Origin of the sequence: Luteibacter sp. (assembly GCF_035539195.1) — a bacterium.
In the GTDB taxonomy this organism is placed as follows: domain Bacteria; phylum Pseudomonadota; class Gammaproteobacteria; order Xanthomonadales; family Rhodanobacteraceae; genus Luteibacter.
Genome location: NZ_DATLIW010000017.1, coordinates 54,624 through 70,691, shown reverse-complemented (window position 1 = coordinate 70,691; position 16,068 = coordinate 54,624). Strand labels below are relative to the sequence as shown.

The 16,068-nt window shown below is 61.8% G+C and carries 15 protein-coding genes; 10 read left to right on the top strand and 5 right to left on the bottom strand.

Annotated features, from left to right (window positions below):
* The first annotated feature begins 437 nt into the window (after positions 1–437).
* Positions 438–899, top strand: coding sequence for a MarR family transcriptional regulator (locus VM621_RS05670; RefSeq protein WP_325467999.1), 462 nt, complete (start codon positions 438–440; stop codon positions 897–899).
* 21 nt (positions 900–920) lie between these two features.
* A complete protein-coding gene (locus VM621_RS05665; RefSeq protein ID WP_325467998.1) occupies positions 921–1,472 on the top strand; it encodes an isochorismatase family protein in 552 nt (183 codons plus the stop codon).
* 3 nt (positions 1,473–1,475) lie between these two features.
* Here VM621_RS05665 and VM621_RS05660 read toward each other — a convergent pair whose 3' ends face one another.
* Positions 1,476–1,937 (bottom strand): MarR family winged helix-turn-helix transcriptional regulator, encoded by a 462-nt coding sequence (locus tag VM621_RS05660; protein ID WP_325467997.1) that lies wholly within the window; start codon positions 1,935–1,937, stop codon positions 1,476–1,478.
* A 51-nt stretch (positions 1,938–1,988) separates the two neighbouring features.
* Between VM621_RS05660 and VM621_RS05655 the strand changes: the two genes are divergently transcribed.
* Positions 1,989–3,140: an NAD(P)/FAD-dependent oxidoreductase gene (locus tag VM621_RS05655; RefSeq protein WP_325467996.1), complete on the top strand. Its 1,152-nt coding sequence runs from the start codon at positions 1,989–1,991 to the stop codon at positions 3,138–3,140.
* Between the two features lie 28 nt (positions 3,141–3,168).
* On the opposite strand, the gene VM621_RS05650 is transcribed toward VM621_RS05655, so the two are convergent.
* Positions 3,169–3,984 carry a hypothetical protein gene (locus VM621_RS05650; RefSeq protein ID WP_325467995.1) on the bottom strand — a complete coding sequence of 272 codons (816 nt, stop codon included), beginning with the start codon at positions 3,982–3,984 and terminating at the stop codon, positions 3,169–3,171.
* A 571-nt stretch (positions 3,985–4,555) separates the two neighbouring features.
* Between VM621_RS05650 and VM621_RS05645 the strand changes: the two genes are divergently transcribed.
* Positions 4,556–6,469, top strand: coding sequence for a GmrSD restriction endonuclease domain-containing protein (locus VM621_RS05645; RefSeq protein WP_325467994.1), 1,914 nt, complete (start codon positions 4,556–4,558; stop codon positions 6,467–6,469).
* A gap of 449 nt (positions 6,470–6,918) precedes the next feature.
* Here VM621_RS05645 and VM621_RS05640 read toward each other — a convergent pair whose 3' ends face one another.
* Entirely contained in the window at positions 6,919–7,725 is an 807-nt protein-coding gene (locus VM621_RS05640) for a hypothetical protein (protein ID WP_325467993.1), read from the bottom strand.
* A gap of 1,241 nt (positions 7,726–8,966) precedes the next feature.
* On the opposite strand from VM621_RS05640, the gene VM621_RS05635 reads away from it, so the two are divergent.
* The 5 genes from VM621_RS05635 (at position 8,967) to VM621_RS05615 (ending at position 13,246) form a co-directional block, all read left to right on the top strand.
* Positions 8,967–9,563: an aminodeoxychorismate/anthranilate synthase component II gene (locus VM621_RS05635; RefSeq protein ID WP_325467992.1), complete on the top strand. Its 597-nt coding sequence runs from the start codon at positions 8,967–8,969 to the stop codon at positions 9,561–9,563.
* 17 nt (positions 9,564–9,580) lie between these two features.
* Positions 9,581–10,612 (top strand): anthranilate phosphoribosyltransferase, encoded by a 1,032-nt coding sequence (gene trpD / locus VM621_RS05630; protein ID WP_325467991.1) that lies wholly within the window; start codon positions 9,581–9,583, stop codon positions 10,610–10,612.
* A 46-nt stretch (positions 10,613–10,658) separates the two neighbouring features.
* On the top strand, positions 10,659–11,507 hold the full coding sequence (gene trpC, locus VM621_RS05625; protein WP_325467990.1) for an indole-3-glycerol phosphate synthase TrpC: 849 nt from the start codon (positions 10,659–10,661) through the stop codon (positions 11,505–11,507).
* A 7-nt stretch (positions 11,508–11,514) separates the two neighbouring features.
* Positions 11,515–12,222, top strand: a complete 708-nt coding sequence (locus tag VM621_RS05620) for a haloacid dehalogenase-like hydrolase (RefSeq protein ID WP_325467989.1) — start codon at positions 11,515–11,517, stop codon at positions 12,220–12,222.
* A gap of 73 nt (positions 12,223–12,295) precedes the next feature.
* Positions 12,296–13,246, top strand: a complete 951-nt coding sequence (locus VM621_RS05615; protein ID WP_325467988.1) for a bifunctional helix-turn-helix transcriptional regulator/GNAT family N-acetyltransferase — start codon at positions 12,296–12,298, stop codon at positions 13,244–13,246.
* A gap of 4 nt (positions 13,247–13,250) precedes the next feature.
* On the opposite strand, the gene crp is transcribed toward VM621_RS05615, so the two are convergent.
* A complete protein-coding gene (gene crp / locus VM621_RS05610; RefSeq protein ID WP_046966863.1) occupies positions 13,251–13,946 on the bottom strand; it encodes a cAMP-activated global transcriptional regulator CRP in 696 nt (231 codons plus the stop codon).
* A gap of 305 nt (positions 13,947–14,251) precedes the next feature.
* On the opposite strand from crp, the gene speD reads away from it, so the two are divergent.
* Positions 14,252–15,037 (top strand): adenosylmethionine decarboxylase, encoded by a 786-nt coding sequence (speD, locus tag VM621_RS05605; protein WP_036109987.1) that lies wholly within the window; start codon positions 14,252–14,254, stop codon positions 15,035–15,037.
* Between the two features lie 38 nt (positions 15,038–15,075).
* Here the strand turns inward: speD and VM621_RS05600 are convergent, their stop codons facing one another.
* Positions 15,076–15,960 carry a LysR family transcriptional regulator gene (locus VM621_RS05600; RefSeq protein WP_325468013.1) on the bottom strand — a complete coding sequence of 295 codons (885 nt, stop codon included), beginning with the start codon at positions 15,958–15,960 and terminating at the stop codon, positions 15,076–15,078.
* Positions 15,961–16,068 lie beyond the last annotated feature (108 nt).

The window sequence follows — 16,068 nt, the reverse complement described above, 5'->3', positions numbered from 1 at the left end:
TTTGTCACCAAAGGTTCCAAAAAGCAGGGGCGACGAATAAGCCGGACATGCCGGCCCACTCGAAAGAGGGATTAGACGCGATCGCAGCCAGCGCCGTGTCGCATGAGCGGGGCGGCGCCATCCCTGCGAATCCTTCAAATGACGGATTTTACACGCCGCTGAATGGTGCTCTGTGGCGACCCGCGTGGATTCGCTCATAGTTTGCGCATCCGTGACGAATGCATCAATTTAGTGATAGATATCAATAGTATAGATGGCTTTGTCGCCACCGGGGCGCCAAACTTCGCGCCAATTCATCCATAGTGTGGCGGCGCCGCCAAACTATGGATCAATGCATAGTTCCCGCATCGCGACGCCACAGGAAGTCGCAGGAACTTTCGAAGGCAAACTTGCAAGTTTGCCTTGTAAGTTGGTGCAAGCGCCCTTAGCGTATGGGCATGCCCAAGCCACCTTCCGATTTCCCTGGCGTCGACATCGCTGCCGCGGATCTGCTGACCGCCTGCGGCCAACTTGTTCGACGGCTCAGGGCCGAGACAAACAATCAGGAATTGAGCTGGTCGCAGATGGCCGTGCTGGCGCGCCTCGAGTCCGCCGGCCCGATGTCGATCGCGGATATGGCGCGTGCCGAGTCGGTCAAGCCGCAGTCAATGGGCGTGACGCTTTCGGTGATGGAAGATGAGGGTTTGCTCGAGCGCAGGCCGCATCCGACGGATGGCCGCCAGTTCCTCTTCGCCTTGACCGTTGCCGGCGTCGAAGCGCGTCGGCGCGTCCGTGCGGCTAAGCAGACGTGGCTGGCCGGCGCCGTTGCCACACTCACCGCGGACGAGCAGCGTGACCTTCTCACGGCCGCCGCCGTGATCCGTCGCCTTGCCGATTCGAGCACGCGCGACACCCAATGAATCATCCTTGAGGATTGCACCATGCCGCTCAGCCAACTCGATGCGAATGCCGCCCTGATCGTCGTCGACCTGCAAAAGGGCATCGTCGCGCTGCCGACGGCGCACGACACGGCGGATATCGTCGCGCGTTCCGCGGCGATCGCCCGCGCCTTCCGTGCCTCGGCTCGCCCTGTGGTTCTCGTCCATGTCACGGGCGCCGCGCCTGGTCGCACGGATGCCGGATCGCGCGCGATGCCGACCGATCCATCGTTCTTCGAATTCGTGCCCGAGATCGAGCAGGCACCCTCCGATCACGTCGTCGAGAAGAAGCGATGGGGTGCGTTTCACGGCACCGACCTCGACAGCTGGCTGCGCGGGAAAGGCGTCGAGCAGGTGGTGCTGGTCGGTGTGGCGACCAGCATCGGCGTCGAGTCCACCGCGCGCTTCGCCAGCGAGCACGGTTATCACGTCGTGATCGTGTCCGACGCGATGACCGACATGGTCGCCAGCGCCCACGACAACAGCGTCAACACGATCTTCCCGCGCATCGCCGAAACGACGACGACGGCGGACCTGCTCAAGGCGATCGGCTGACGATCAGCCTTCCTCCGCCGCCCTGTCGAGATTGGCGCTGAGCCGCTCGAGCAGGGCGACGAGGGTGTTCTTCTCCGCGTCGCTGAAACCGGCGAGTGCGACGGCCTCGCCAGAGAACAGGATCTTCTTCGCCGCCGGCATGCGTTTTTCCGCATCGGCGGTGAGGGAGATAAGCTTGCTGCGACCGTCTTGCGGATCCGCCGTGCGTACGATGTTGCCGTCGCGTTCCATGCGGGCCAGCAGTTGGGCCATGGTCGGTTGCTCCACGCGAACGAGCCGGGCGAGATCGCTCTGCGACATCGCCTTGCCGCCCTTGAGCATGACGAAAACCGGCACCTGGCCAAGGGACAACCCCTGTTCGCGTAACTTCGGCTCATACAGTCGGGCGAAGCCGCGGCTTATCCGCCCGACCAGGGCGAGCGCGCCAGTGGGTGCGCCGGACGCATCGATGGCTTGACGATTCATAGGTGGCTATGTTTAATGGATAGGCACCTATGTTAATCCATCGAGGCCATCATGAGCACCCCTCCACGCATCGCCATCGTCGGCGCCGGTCCTGGTGGGCTGACGCTGGCCCGGATCCTTCACGTGCATGGCATCCGCGCCACCGTCTACGAGCGCGAGCGGCACGCGCTCGAGCGCCCGCAGGGTGGAACGCTGGATCTTCACGCCGAGTCCGGTCAGTACGCCCTGGCGCAAGCCCGACTTGGCGAGGCCTTTCGTCGCATCGCGCGGTATGAAGACCAAGGCACCCGGGTGCTCGATCGCGATGGACGCGTGCTGTTCGAAGACGCGGACCCGACCGATGGCGATCGGCCGGAGGTCGATCGCACCGCCTTGCGTGACATGTTGCTTGGGTCGCTACCGGCCGATGCGGTTCGCTGGGGTCACGCTGTGGAGAGCGCAAGCCCACGCGACGATCTCACCTGGGACCTGCATTTCGACGATGGCTCGGTCGCCAATCACGACCTCGTCGTCGGCGCGGATGGCACATGGTCGCGCGTGCGTCCGCTGCTGTCGTCGTATCGGCCGGAGTACATCGGCCTGACCTTCATCGAATTCGGTATCGACGACATCGACCGGTCGCATCCGGCATTGGCGACGCTGGTCGGAGCGGGGAAGGTCGATATCGTGGGCGAGGGCAGGCTCATCGTCGCCCAGCGCAACGCGAATTCCCATGTTCGCGGGTACGCCATTTTCCGCGTACCGATGGACTGGGTGGAGCGGCGCTTCGACATGTCGTCGCCGGCATCGTTTCGCGATGCCCTGGTCGCAGAGTTCGCCGGGTGGAGTGAAGACGTGCTCGAGCTGATTCGCGCCGGCAACGACCGTCTCGTCGCCCGGCCGCTGTTCGCCTTGCCGGTGGGACACCGCTGGGTGCATCGACGCGGCCTGACGCTATTGGGCGATGCCGCCCATGCGATGTCGCCGTTCGGCGGCGAAGGCGTCAATACCGCCATGCGCGATGCGGCGGAACTGGCCGCTCGCCTGGTCGGCACGCTCGACTGGGATGACGCCGTCGCGGCGTTCGAGAACGACATGTTCGAACGTGTGGTCGAGGCGGCCCGTGGCGCGGCGGAAGGTGCGGCGATGCAGGGCTCGCACGATGCGCTCGCGCTGACGCTCGACCACCTGCGTAGCGTGCTGGGTGAAGTCGGCGCCTGGTAGCTGGAGGTGGTGGTCGTGAGTGTTCGGGCTATGACAAATCGGGCGCCCCGACATACACGTTGCGTCCCCGGTAAGGGAGATCCTTGTCAGTGGAATCCGACACCGGAACTCGACGTTCGCCAAGCGACCAGCACCAGTGGCAAACGGTGTTCCAAACGACACGATCGCAACGGGATCGTCCGTTAGGTTTGTTGGCCGACACATCATTGCTTAACGTAGACGTCTGACTTGCGGTGCACGTCGATCTGGCTGCGGCGTCCACTTCGGCTTGCTGGTGAGTCGTAGCGCGTTGCGCCTTGATCCGTGCATCGTTAACCCAGACAGTCAATGTATTACTACGAATCGCCTCTAGGGGAATTTCGTCTCCAGGCTTTATTGAAGCGACACGAAGGACGCTAGATGAGCGTAATATCCGAATGTTTTTGACATAAGTGATCTTGTAGGCGCCACCCTCCGCAATACCATACTCTTTTACGATATCGACGTTCTTTCTCACAGTCTCGTGCGGCTCGAGCATCAGAAATGATGACGAATCGGGCGGTCCGAAATACACGTTGCGCCCTCGATAAGGGAGATCTTTGTTGGTCGAATCCGACACCTGGAACTCGACGTTCGCCAGGCGATCACCGTCAGTAGCAAACGGTGTTTCAAACGAGACAATCGCAACGCGATCGTCGGTCGGGTTGGTTATCGACAGCGTGATGACGCCCCGTTCCGCCAGACCCGGATCCGCTGGCTTCGATAGGACGACTTGCGGTGAATCCTGAGCCGTGACGATGTGGCTATATGTCAGAACACTGGCACATAGGATGATTAGGTATTTCGCGCGTGCCTTCCGATTCATATGAAGCTCCTATGTCGAGTTCCCCTTGATTTGATCCTGAATCAGTCGCCGCGTCGACGTCGTGCCACTTGGCCCGCACACCCGTGTACGCGTCTCGCTTCGCCTGGTGATAGCGATGGCGGTCGCCGGTCGCACGAACGAGGCGGATCTTCGCCAGCGCCTTCCCGCTCACCGTCGATGGGGCCGACGACCGGGTTCCCCGCCTTCACCGTTGCGACCGCACCCCCCATCCTGCCGATCCGCTTTAACAGGGCGATATCGCTCTTGGCCTGGTCGATCTGCATGACTTCGGTCGCGGCGAGCTTCCGCGACACGCGCGGCGTCAATCCATTTTCGCTCGCAATGACGTTCACGACGTGGCCGACCGTGGTCTTGCTCCAGCAGCGTTCCTTTCGCGTGTTGCCTGCGGCCGGCGTGGGTGTGGGGCGAGGCAGGCGCGCGCACGCGCGCTCCTGCGAGGCGTGGCGCGGGTGGTCAGAAAGCGACCACTTCGGCGCCTGTCAGACGTCTGCGCGCGCGGTCGTCCCCCCACCTCGCCTACGCGCTTGTCCCCCGGTTCCTGATGCAGGTGATGCATGACCTCAAAGCCAGGCACGCCAAGGGCTATAACAAGATGACCTATGGAGCATGGCTGACGCACTTTGATGCACCCAGGCGGCCGTTCTACGGTCTTGTCGGCATGGTAGGCTCCTCGTTCCACAGGAGGGCGTCAGGGATGCTTGAACTTAACTCGCAGCCAACATCGGTCCAGTCGTTGTACGCGTGGTTTCGCGACAACAAGTTGTTCGTCAATCGTCGCTACCAGCGAAAGCTGGTTTGGACGCTTGACGAGAAACAACGGCTGATCGAATCCATATTAAACAAGTTTCCTATTCCGGCAATTATCGTGGCTGAAAGGGAAGAGTCGCCGGGAACATACGAAATAATTGACGGTCTGCAAAGACTTCATGCGATTGTTTCATTTATTGAGACGGCATTTCCTACCCTGGAGGATGAAGTGTTCGCCCTGAAGCACTATCCGTCCGCGCAGAGCCGCGCAGACGAGGGGCGTTTCATTCCACAAGAGGGGAATGCGCTCAGCCAAAAGGATGTCTCGACCTTTCTAGACTATACGTTTGCTCTCTCGATCATGCGTAATGCCTCTGAGGCGGAGGTCAACGACGTATTTAGCCGGATTAATACCTACGGGCATCGCCTCAGCGACCAGGAGCGACGCCAGGCGGGCGTGCGAAACGAATTCTCAGACATGGTTCGACGCATTGCGTGCACGGTGCGGGGCGACGTTTCGTCCGACGTGCTCGGTCTTGAGGATATGCCGTCGATCAGCATTGACCTGCCGATGTCGAAGCACGGCTACGAGGTCCAGGCAGACGAAGTGTTCTGGGTCGTAGAGGGTGTCCTTCGGTCGACGGACCTGCGCGATAGCATGGATGAGCAGTGCATAGCCGACATTGCAGCTTGCATCGTTGGAGGGACAATAATTGAGAGGTCAAAGGACGCGCTCGACTTAATTTTCAGCGATAGCGTCGAGGGCGACCGCGTGCTTGACGCCGTCGACGTATATGGCGCAACGAAGTTCGAAGAAGAATTTAAGTACTGCGTGGACGAGGTGTTACGCATTTGCGCTGGAGGCGGCAAGAAAGACAAATTGCGTTCGATTCTTTTTACAAAGAACACGACGAATCCGTTCCCGAACGTATTTACCACGGTAATGATTGCGATGCATGAGGTAGTCGTCCAGGGCACTCAGCGTGCTACCGACTACGCCGCAATTAAGAAGGCATTGACGGATCTCGATAACCATATCATCACGACGCGTCGCTCCACCAATCCCGTGGAGCGGCGAAAGAATATAGATGTCGTAAAGGGCATTGTGTCTCAGTACTACGTTGCGGACGCGACTGTGCATAAAGAGATCTACGCGAGCCACAGCACGACGGATATTGATGCTTCGATACGTCGTTCCGAAGTCGAGCTTCCCAACTTCGAGCTCAAGCAGGGCATTCTGCTGCTAGACGGTAAGCGGCGAATTGATGACGGCGTTAGAGAGAAGGTCCTAAAGACTATATGCGCCATTGCGAACAACGGCGCAGGGTGTTCCGGAAAAATTATCGTCGGTGTCACTGACAAGGACGCTGATGCCCAACGTATCAAGGAAATGTTTGCCATTGAGCCGAAGAAGGTTGGTCGTCGCTGGATTGTGGGTGTTGACCGTGAGGCAAAGGCGCTCGGTATCAGTATCGAGGACTATTACGCGAAGTGGCGCAACTGGATCAAGGACTCCAGCCTTTCGGACGAACTGAAGGCGTCGGTCCTTTCGAGCATGGACTACAGCAGCTACTTCGGGTACGGGTTGCTGGTCATTTCAATCCCGCCTCAACGCGATCTCTCTTATCTGGACGGAGTTCCCTACTGGCGTAGCGGCGACAATACCGTCGAAGCGAAGGCAGCAAGGGAAATAGCCATGTTGGCGAAGCGCTTTTAGGGGGATGCCTGGGGGCAGGTCGCGACCATCGCGCTGGCGATCCGCCGAGCTTTTCGCCGAGTTGACGAGCTGGAATATCGCGAGCGGGGTCACCACCAATGGTTGTCGCCAAGCCGTCGAAACTAGATCGAGGCTATAACGCGAACTGACACAGAGCTGGGGCCTCAGATTTTGACGTGCGCGTGCAACTGCGTCAACGTGATGAGATGATAGTTGTGGACACAGTGTCCGTTCGTAACGGTTCCCAATGACGGCTTGAGGGGCGCGTCGATAAGCCGGAGAGACAGCGTCGGGGTATCCGGAAATTTCAGCCTCGACTCACGCCCTCAACTCAGGATCACCGAGTCGTTCCGCAATGGCGAGCGCCTTATAAAGCGCGCTTTGAAGACTTTTACTCGAAGTAAGGTCGCCCACAAGTTTGCTCAGGGCTTTCATTCCGGGATCATCCTTCAGACGTCATCGAGCTCGATAGCTCTGCAAGGCCGGAAAACAGCGAGGGGCGTGATTCCATAAGCTGTCTTCGGACGACCCATCAGGTTGCGAAATTCATCGATCACCGGAGCAAGCATCGACAGCAAGCCGGAAGCTCCGACCTGCGGTTGATCATCGTCGTCGGGCTGAGCGTCCATGATAGCGATTACGTGCCATTCGCCTTGAACTGTGGAACCAAACTTCAGGCCCAATGCGTGCGTGCTGAATATAGGATCGTTTTCAACTAGTAGGCCCCAGACCTCGTCACCTTGGTCGGTATCCATGAAGAGGTGCGTAGACGGCGGCATTTGATTGATGATCTTTCCGGCAACATCGATCTGTCCCCGCTGTTCCTTCTGCTGGTTCGGCGGGAAACTGCTGATCATCGCTTTTGTCAGAGGTTCCCATAAACGCCTCGTCAGCTCTAGATCGCGGATGCTGATGCGGCCCTTGACGTGCACCAGACTTCCCAGCGGGGCTACGAGGCCCTCATGAAGCATTCCCGATTCTTGTAGAACGGTCAGAGCATTGATCGGCAACAGCCAGCTCGCATCGAAGGATCGCTCTAAGCCTTCGCTTGCGGTGTCGGTGACGCTGCCATCGGCCGTCACAACCGCGGCGGTGATCATGACTTTGCCGTTGTTTGTTCCGCTATGGGAGGATGTTCGCTTGGCTGTAGTGACAACGCCGTCGTCGCTTAACTGGGCCAGCAGAGAGCCGAGCCTAGCCCGGTCTACGTAAAGAAAATCAAATACGGAATCGACCTTTTCCTGCTCGTGCGCCACGTGCCATATCTCCCTTAACGCGATCCATTTCCCTCTCGTGGTCCGCGCTTCGCTTCGCAATAGCGCCGATGGCACGCGCAAGGTCGCCGCTCGCCGCCTTCCCTTTGAAAAGCGACTCTGCAGCGCGCGCGATCTTCTCGATGTGCTTTGCCATCGTGGTCCCGGTGGGCTCGGTTGTTACGTGTCCCATTCTGGTCCATTTCTCGCTCGCTGAGTAGCAGCAGCTCGGGTCTAGGCGGCGCCCTTGTGAGCTCGCCGGCGGTGGGCGCTTGAACCTTCCCTTGTAGGCCTAGCTGGACACGGAGCGGCCGCTGGCCGCTTGGGGTCGGGAAAAGGTAATGAAGGTAACCAATACCCCCACGGGGTCCCGAAGGCCTTGCGCCCCAACGGGCGTACCCATTTCGGGAAATGGCAATGTCGCGGTGATCTAAACTACCCATCTGAAAACATGCAGTTAAATCAGTCACCTACACGGCGAAAAATTACCTCCCCCTAGTGTAATCGAACCACCCTCGGGTTACCAATAAATTACTGTTGAAAAAACCTTATAAGTATCTGTATATATTAAAAAATCTGGCTTCGTCGCTACCCGAATTGCCAAAATTACCTCGTTCCCACGCGGCCACACATTGTGGCGGGTATACGTGCAGGAGGCGATCCTCGATCGCGCTCACTGGCTTACGCTGCTGCAGCCGCCTTCCTCGTTGCATTGCTATCAGCGCACTCGGTCTGTTGAACCGGCACGCGCCAGCCAGCAACGCGTTGGCCACGCACGCTTGTGTCGACGTCGGCCGCCGCGTCTACGTGGTCGCCCAGGTCTGCAGCGATCTTCTTCTGCAGTGCGACTAGGCTGCTGGCTTAACCGTCGAGCAGGATGGCGACGGCGTGGTGATCGATTGTTCCCACGTGTAGCGCAGCGGCAAAGCCGGTACCGAGGGAGCCAAGCGCGCCAATGCGCGAACCGAGTTCAGCGACGTCTTCGATGGTCGAGGGAAGGGGGATGGGGGGGATTGGTCATCGTGCGCTCCGTGGCGGACTTAGGGGATGGGTCTATATCGGCAGCAGGTTCTTGCGCAGCACGCTTGACATCGCGCGGATCTCGGTAGATGCCGGCCTGCCGCTACAATGGTCGAATCGCTACAGCCTGTGCGTCCCCAGTCGGAAGTGAATGGGGGTACATTTAGGGGTATTTAGCGAGAATGGTCTAAGACCTTCCTCAAAATCAACAGCTTAGGCCGTTTATGCTCTTGATGATCGACAACTACGACAGCTTTACCTTCAACCTCGTCCAGTACCTGGGCGAGCTGGGTCAGGAGGTCAAGGTGGTGCGTAACGACGCCCTCACCGTCGCGGACATCCGCGCCATGGCGCCCTCGCGCATCATGATTTCGCCGGGGCCCGGCACGCCAGACGATTCGGGCGTGTCGGTCGACATCCTTCGCGAGATGGCCGGCGAGCTGCCGATCTTCGGCGTCTGCCTCGGGCACCAGGCCATCGGCCAGGTGTTCGGCGGCAAGGTGATCCGGGCGCGCGAGATCATGCACGGCAAGACCTCGCCGGTGAAGCATCGCGGGCAGGGCGTCTTCGCCGGCCTGCCGAATCCCTTCGAGGCCACCCGTTACCACTCGCTGGTGGTCGAGAAGGATTCCGTACCCGATTGCCTCGAGGTCACCGCCTGGACGGAGCGCGAAGACGGCTCGCTCGACGAGATCATGGGCCTGCGCCATCGCACGCTGGATATCGAAGGGGTGCAGTTCCACCCGGAATCGATCCTGACCCAGCACGGTCACGACCTGCTGCGTAACTTCCTCGGCATGCCGTTGCCGCTCGCCGCGTAAGAAAGGATCCCCGTTCCATGCCGATGACTCCCTCCGAGGCGCTGCAGCGCACGATCGAGCACCGCGAGATATTCCACGACGAGATGATCGAGCTGATGCACCAGATCATGCGTGGCGACGTGAGCCCGCTGATGACGGCGGCGATCCTCACCGGCCTGCGGGTGAAGAAGGAAACCGTCGGCGAGATCACCGGTGCCGCGCGTGTCATGCGCGACCTGTCGGCCAAGGTCGAGGTCGGTCCGCACCCTCATTTCGTCGATATCGTCGGCACCGGCGGCGACGGCGCGTCGTCGTTCAACATCTCCACGGCGTCGATGTTCGTTGCCGCGGCGGCGGGCGCTCGCGTGGCCAAGCACGGTGGGCGCAGCGTGTCGTCGAAGTCGGGCAGCGCCGATGTGCTCGAGGCACTCGGTGCACGCATCGACCTGCTGCCGGCCCAGGTGGCCGTTTGCATGGACGAGACCGACATCGGCTTCATGTTTGCACCCAACCATCACCCGGCGATGAAGGTCGTCGCGCCGGTGCGCAAGGAAATGGGCGTGCGCACGCTTTTCAACATCCTCGGCCCGCTGACCAATCCGGCAGGTGCGCCGAATATCCTCATGGGCGTGTTCCATCCCGACCTCGTCGGTATCCAGGTGCGCGCCCTGCAGGCCCTGGGAGCGAAGCACGCGCTGGTGGTCTGGGGGCGCGACAACATGGACGAGATCTCGCTGGGTGCGGCCACGCTGGTGGGCGAACTGCGCGACGGCGTGGTGCGCGAATACGAGGTGGAGCCAGAGGATTTCGGCCTGCCCATGGCCTCCAGCCGCAACCTCCGCGTGGACAACGCGGACGAATCGAAAGCCATGCTGCTGGATGCGATTTCCGGCGTCCCGGGCGTTCCGCACGACATCGTCTGCCTGAACGCCGGGGCGGCGCTATACACGGCCGATGTGGCGCCCTCCATTCGGGCGGGTATCGATCTGGCACGGTCGATCATCGCAAGCGGTGCCGCTCGTGCAAAAATGGACACGTTCGTGGCCGCGACGCAGCGGCTCGGCGCCTGATATCGTCGGGGTTCCCCACCCCGTCCTTACCCAAGGAAGCGCTTCGATGCCCGACATTCTCCATCGCATTCTCCACCGCAAGGCGGAAGAAGTTGCCGAGCGCAAGCGCAAGCGGTCGCTGGACGACCTTGCCGCTCTCGTGGCGGACCTGAAGCCCACCCGCGGCTTCGTCGCCGAGATCGATGCCAGGCTGCACGCCGACCAGCCTGCGGTGATCGCGGAGATCAAGAAGGCAAGCCCGAGCAAGGGACTGATCCGCGCCGACTTCAATCCCGCCGAGATCGCCCGCAGCTACGAAAAGGGTGGCGCGACCTGCCTGTCCGTGCTGACCGATGCCGATTTCTTCCAGGGTCACGAAGACTTCCTGCGCGAAGCGCGCGAAGCCTGCTCGCTGCCGATCCTGCGCAAGGATTTCATCGTCGACGAATACCAGGTGTACGAGTCCCGCGTCATCGGGGCGGACTGCATCCTGCTGATCGTGGCGGCCTTCGCCAGCAAGCAGGGCGATGACGTCATCTATGACGACGCCGCGCTGCTGGAACTCTCCATGCTGGCCGCGGAGCTCGATCTCGACGTGCTGGTGGAAGTGCACAACGAAGACGAGCTCGAGGTTGCCCTGGATCTTCCAGCGCCGCTGATCGGCGTGAACAACCGCAACCTGCGCACGTTCGAGACATCGCTGGGAACGTCGCTCACGCTGAAAGACCGGGTCGGTCCGGAGACCGCCATCGTTGCCGAGTCCGGCATCCACACGCTCGAAGACGTACGCAAACTGCGTGCCGCGGGCATCCATACGTTCCTCGTCGGCGAAGCGTTCATGCGCGCCGCCGATCCCGGTGCCGAACTGCAGAAGCTGTTCGGTACGTCACCGCCCAGCCCGTCGCACAAACACTAGAAGCCGAATGAACCAGGGGATTGAAACGGCGGTCGTCGATGACACCGCCGCTGACGCACGACGCGTCGTCTTGTTCGATTTCGACGGTGTCATCGTCCGTCACCAGACGCTGGAGCTGTTCTTTCGCGAGCGTCTTTCCGGCCTCGGTCGCTGGCGCCTGCTGCTGGCGCTGCCGCTATGGCCGTTCATTCCGCTGCTGATCGGCACGGTGGCCGGAAACCGCTTGCTCGGGCGCGTCTTCCTTCGTGTGGTGACCTTCGGCCGCCGCGAAGCGACGTATCGACAGCAGGTTGCCGCCTATGCGCGCACTTACGCACGGCGGCCCGGGGTCTTCCTGCGCGACGCGGTGGCGGCCCTGCGCCGACACGTGGACGCCGGCGACCGGGTGATCGTCATCAGTGGCAACGACCTGACCATGGTCGAGGCCATCCTCGACGAGGTGAACCTGACCGGGTACGAGCTGATCGCCTCGCAGACGCGGGGTGGCCTGTTCGGCGTCCACTTCACCCGGCACAACGTGGATGGCGTGAAGGTCTCGACGCTCGACCGCGCGGGGGTGCCGCGGCCCTGGGCCATCGCTTACAGCGATTCGCTGTCGGACCTGCCGATGTTGCGCGCCGCCGACGAGGCGAAGCTGATCAATCCCAGCCCGAAGGTTGGCAAGAAGGCCATGCGCGCTCTCGGCGACAAGCTCGAAGTGCTTTACTGGTACTAGTGCCGCTTCGCCGCTTGCGCAGGGCATCCTGCCGCCGCTAGCCTCGTTATCCGTCCCCGTTCCCGGATCAACGATGTACCTGTCTTCCCTGCGCGAGCTCGCCCTCGGCAGTCGCCTCAAGGCGCTGAGCGACTACTTCTACCAGGCCGTGGACGAGGTCTACCGGGCCTGCGGGGCGGATATCGAGTCGCGCTGGTTTCCGGTCCTGCGCTTTCTCCGTGACGTCGGCCCGACCACGGTCACCGACATGGCGAGCGCCATCGGGCAGACCCATTCCGCCGTGAGCCAGCTTGCCGACCGGCTGGTCGAGGCGGGGATGGTGGTACGCCAGCGCGATCCCCAGGACGGCCGCCGTAGCGTGCTCGCCCTGACCGATGCGGGTGAGCGTGCCCTCGGTGCGCTCGGTCCGGTCTGGTTGGCGATTCGTCGGGGTATGGCGGAGTCGATGGGGCCGCGTGGCCTCGCTCTTCTGGACGCCATCGATGGCTGCGAGCAGGCCTTGGCGGAGCGTCCCCTGGTCGAGGCGATCCTGACCCAGCGCGCCGCGCTCTCGGCGGAGCAGGTCGAGGTGGTGCCGTTCGAGCCGGCGCTGCGCGAGCATTTTCGTCGCCTCAACCAGGCGTGGCTGGAGCGGTATTTCCGCGTCGAGGACGTGGACACGAGCCTCTTCGCGGACCCCGAGGGCATGGTGCTCGCGCGCGGTGGAGCGATCTTCTTTGCGTTGTACGCCGGCGAGGTGATCGGTACCTGCGCTCTCCTGTGCGAAGGCGAGGGGGTGTACGAGCTGTCCAAGATGGGCGTGGACGAGAACTACCGCGGGCTGGGAGCCGGCCGCAAGCTGCTCGATGCGGCGATCGGCGAATACCATCGACGCGGCGGGTCGCATCTGTTCCTCGAGTCGAACAGCAAGCTGGCCCGGGCGGTCGGCATGTACGAGCGGGCTGGCTTCGTGCGCCAGCCAGCCATCCGCCCTGGCTCACATTACGAGCGGGCGGATGTCTACATGATCTACGAGGCGCCCTGAGAACTCAGCGAGTACCGCGTACCACGATCGTCTTGCCGGCCACGTCGATCATGCGCTCTTCCTCGAGCTGCTTGAGCACGCGGCCGACCATTTCCCGCGAGCAGCCGACGATCCGGCTGACTTCCTGCCGAGAGATACGGATCTGCGTGCCATCCGGGTGAGTCATCGCGTCGGGCTCCTGGCACAGATCCAGGAGGGTGCGCGAGACGCGGTTGGTCACATCCATGAAGGCCATGCGGCTGACCTGACGGGACGTGCGCAGCAGACGCTGGGTCAGCTGGGAGCCGATCGCGAACAGTAGCTTGGGGCATTCGGCCGAGAGCGGGCCCTCCAGCAGCTGGAACAGGCGCTCGTAGCTGATCTCGGCCATTTCCACGGGCGTACGGGTGCGTACGAGCGATTCGCGCTGGGCCTGCTCGACGAACAACCCCATCTCGCCAATGAACTGGCCGCGGTTGATGTAGGCGAGGATCAGCTCGCGGCCTTCCTCGTCCTCGGTGCAGACGGCGAGCGAGCCCTCGACCACGTAATAGAGCGTGTTGGCAGGATCACCCGGTCGGATGATCGCCGTTTTCCCCGGATAGCGACGGCGGTGGCAGGCATCCAGGAAACGGCCCATCGAGGCCGGGTCGGGCGCGAAGCCCAGTGGTGCCTGGGACCGTTCGAATGCCTGTTGCAACAGATATTTAAGTTGAGCCACAGCAGATTCCGTTGAGTCTCACTGGCATGGCGTCCCCTTCACCGACTGGCCGACGGAATTCCGTCAGGTGTCGTTGACTCGCCATGTCCCCGGCGGATTATTACGTGAAAGGTGGCCGGCGTGTTCAAATTTTCGCCATCTTGCCTCATAATTTCACCCCCTCGGCGTCGGACCCCTTGTCTTACGCCGTTCATAAGGGGAAGGCAGACTTCGGGTTTGCCTGTTCTCTTTCTTCTTTGCGGGGACCCTAGCTGCTAACCCGCGTCTACTGCTGGCCGTTCATCCCCCGGCCTCGGAGAGTCGCTGTGGTCAAACCGCTTCCCCGCCTTCGCCTGCAAGGTTTCAACAACCTCACCAAGGCGCTGAGCTTCAACATCTACGATATCTGCTACGCCGTCTCGGAGCAGCAGCGTCAGAACTACATCGAGTACATCGATGAGCAGTACGACGCCGATCGCCTGACCCAGATCCTGACCGACGTCGCCGAGATCATCGGTGCGAACATCCTGAACATCGCGCGCCAGGATTACGATCCGCAGGGCGCGTCGGTCACCATCCTCATTTCCGAGGAGCCGGTGGTCGAGAAGCTCGGGCGCGACACGATTTCGGGCGCCGTCGTGGCGCACATGGACAAGAGCCACATCACCGTCCATACCTATCCGGAAACGCATCCGCACAACGGCATCGCCACGTTCCGTGCCGATATCGATGTCGCCACCTGCGGCGTCATCTCGCCGCTGAAGGCGCTGAACTACCTGATCGACAGCTTCGAGTCGGACATCGTCATCGCCGACTACCGCGTTCGCGGTTTCACGCGCGACGTGAAGGGCAAGAAGCACTTCATCGATCACAAGATCAATTCGGTGCAGGATTACCTGGCCAAGCACATCCGTCAGAAGTACGAGATGTTCGACGTGAACGTGTACCAGGAAAACATCTTCCACACGAAGATGCACATCAAGGACTTCGACCTCGATACCTATCTCTTCGAGGCCCAGGCCGACGACCTCTCGTTCAAGGAGCGTCAGCGCATCGAGTCGCTGCTCCGCCGCGAGATCGAGGAACTGTTCCACGGCCGCAACCTGATGTGACGACGAACCCCGCGAAAGCGGGGTTTTTCTTGCGGTGCTCAGGTCGCCGGGTTGGCCTTGATGAACTCGATGAAGGCGCGCAACGGCGCCGGCACGAGGCGTCTCCCCGGGTAGTAGAGGAATGGACCTGGAAAGCTCGGCCACCATGGCTCGAGTACCGGCTCGAGAACGCCCCGTTCGAAGTAAGGGCGCAGCCAGTCTTCGAACAGGTAAACGATGCCTGTTCCACCCACAGCGACATCCACGGTCAGGTCGATGCCGCCGCCGATCCGAACGATCATCGGCCCCGTCGGGTCGACGGCGACGTCTTCCCCGTCGCGTTCGAACTCCCACGGTGGTGTGCTGCCGCTCGGAAAGCGACCGCGCAGGCAGGCATGATCGAGGAGGTCGCGCGGATGGTCGGGGCGCCCACGGCGGTCGAGATAGGCGGGCGAGGCCGCCGCGGCGAAGCGTTGGACGCGCGGTCCGATCGGCACCGCGATCATGTCCTGTTCCAGGCGCTCGTCGTAACGGATGCCCGCATCGCAGCCGGCGGCGAGCACGTCGACGAAGCTCTCTTCCGTGATGATGTCCAGCCGGATGTCGGGATAGGCGGCGAGAAACGCCGGCACGATGGACGGCAGGACCAGTCGGGCTGCGCTCACCGGTACGTTCAGGCGTAGCGTGCCTGCCGGGCGGTCGCGGAATCCGTTCACTACGTCGATCGCGGCATCGACCTCGGTCAGTGCGGGCCCGAGTCGCAGGAGCAGGCCCTCACCGACTTCGGTGGGCACGACGCTGCGTGTCGTGCGGTTGAGCAACCTCACGCCAAGCTGGCTTTCCAGGCGGCGGACGGCCTCGCTCAGGGCGGACGCACTGCCGCCGCTCAGGCGGGCAGCCTCGCGGAAGCCGCGGGCGCGCGCCACGGCGACGAAGGCGCTCAGGTCCGCAAGGTCGACCATGACGATTCTCCCGGGACATTGTGCGGAAAGGCGCACGACCTGTGCCGATTGTGCACGGTTATCGTGGCATCGCCCAGCGCCTAGGATGCG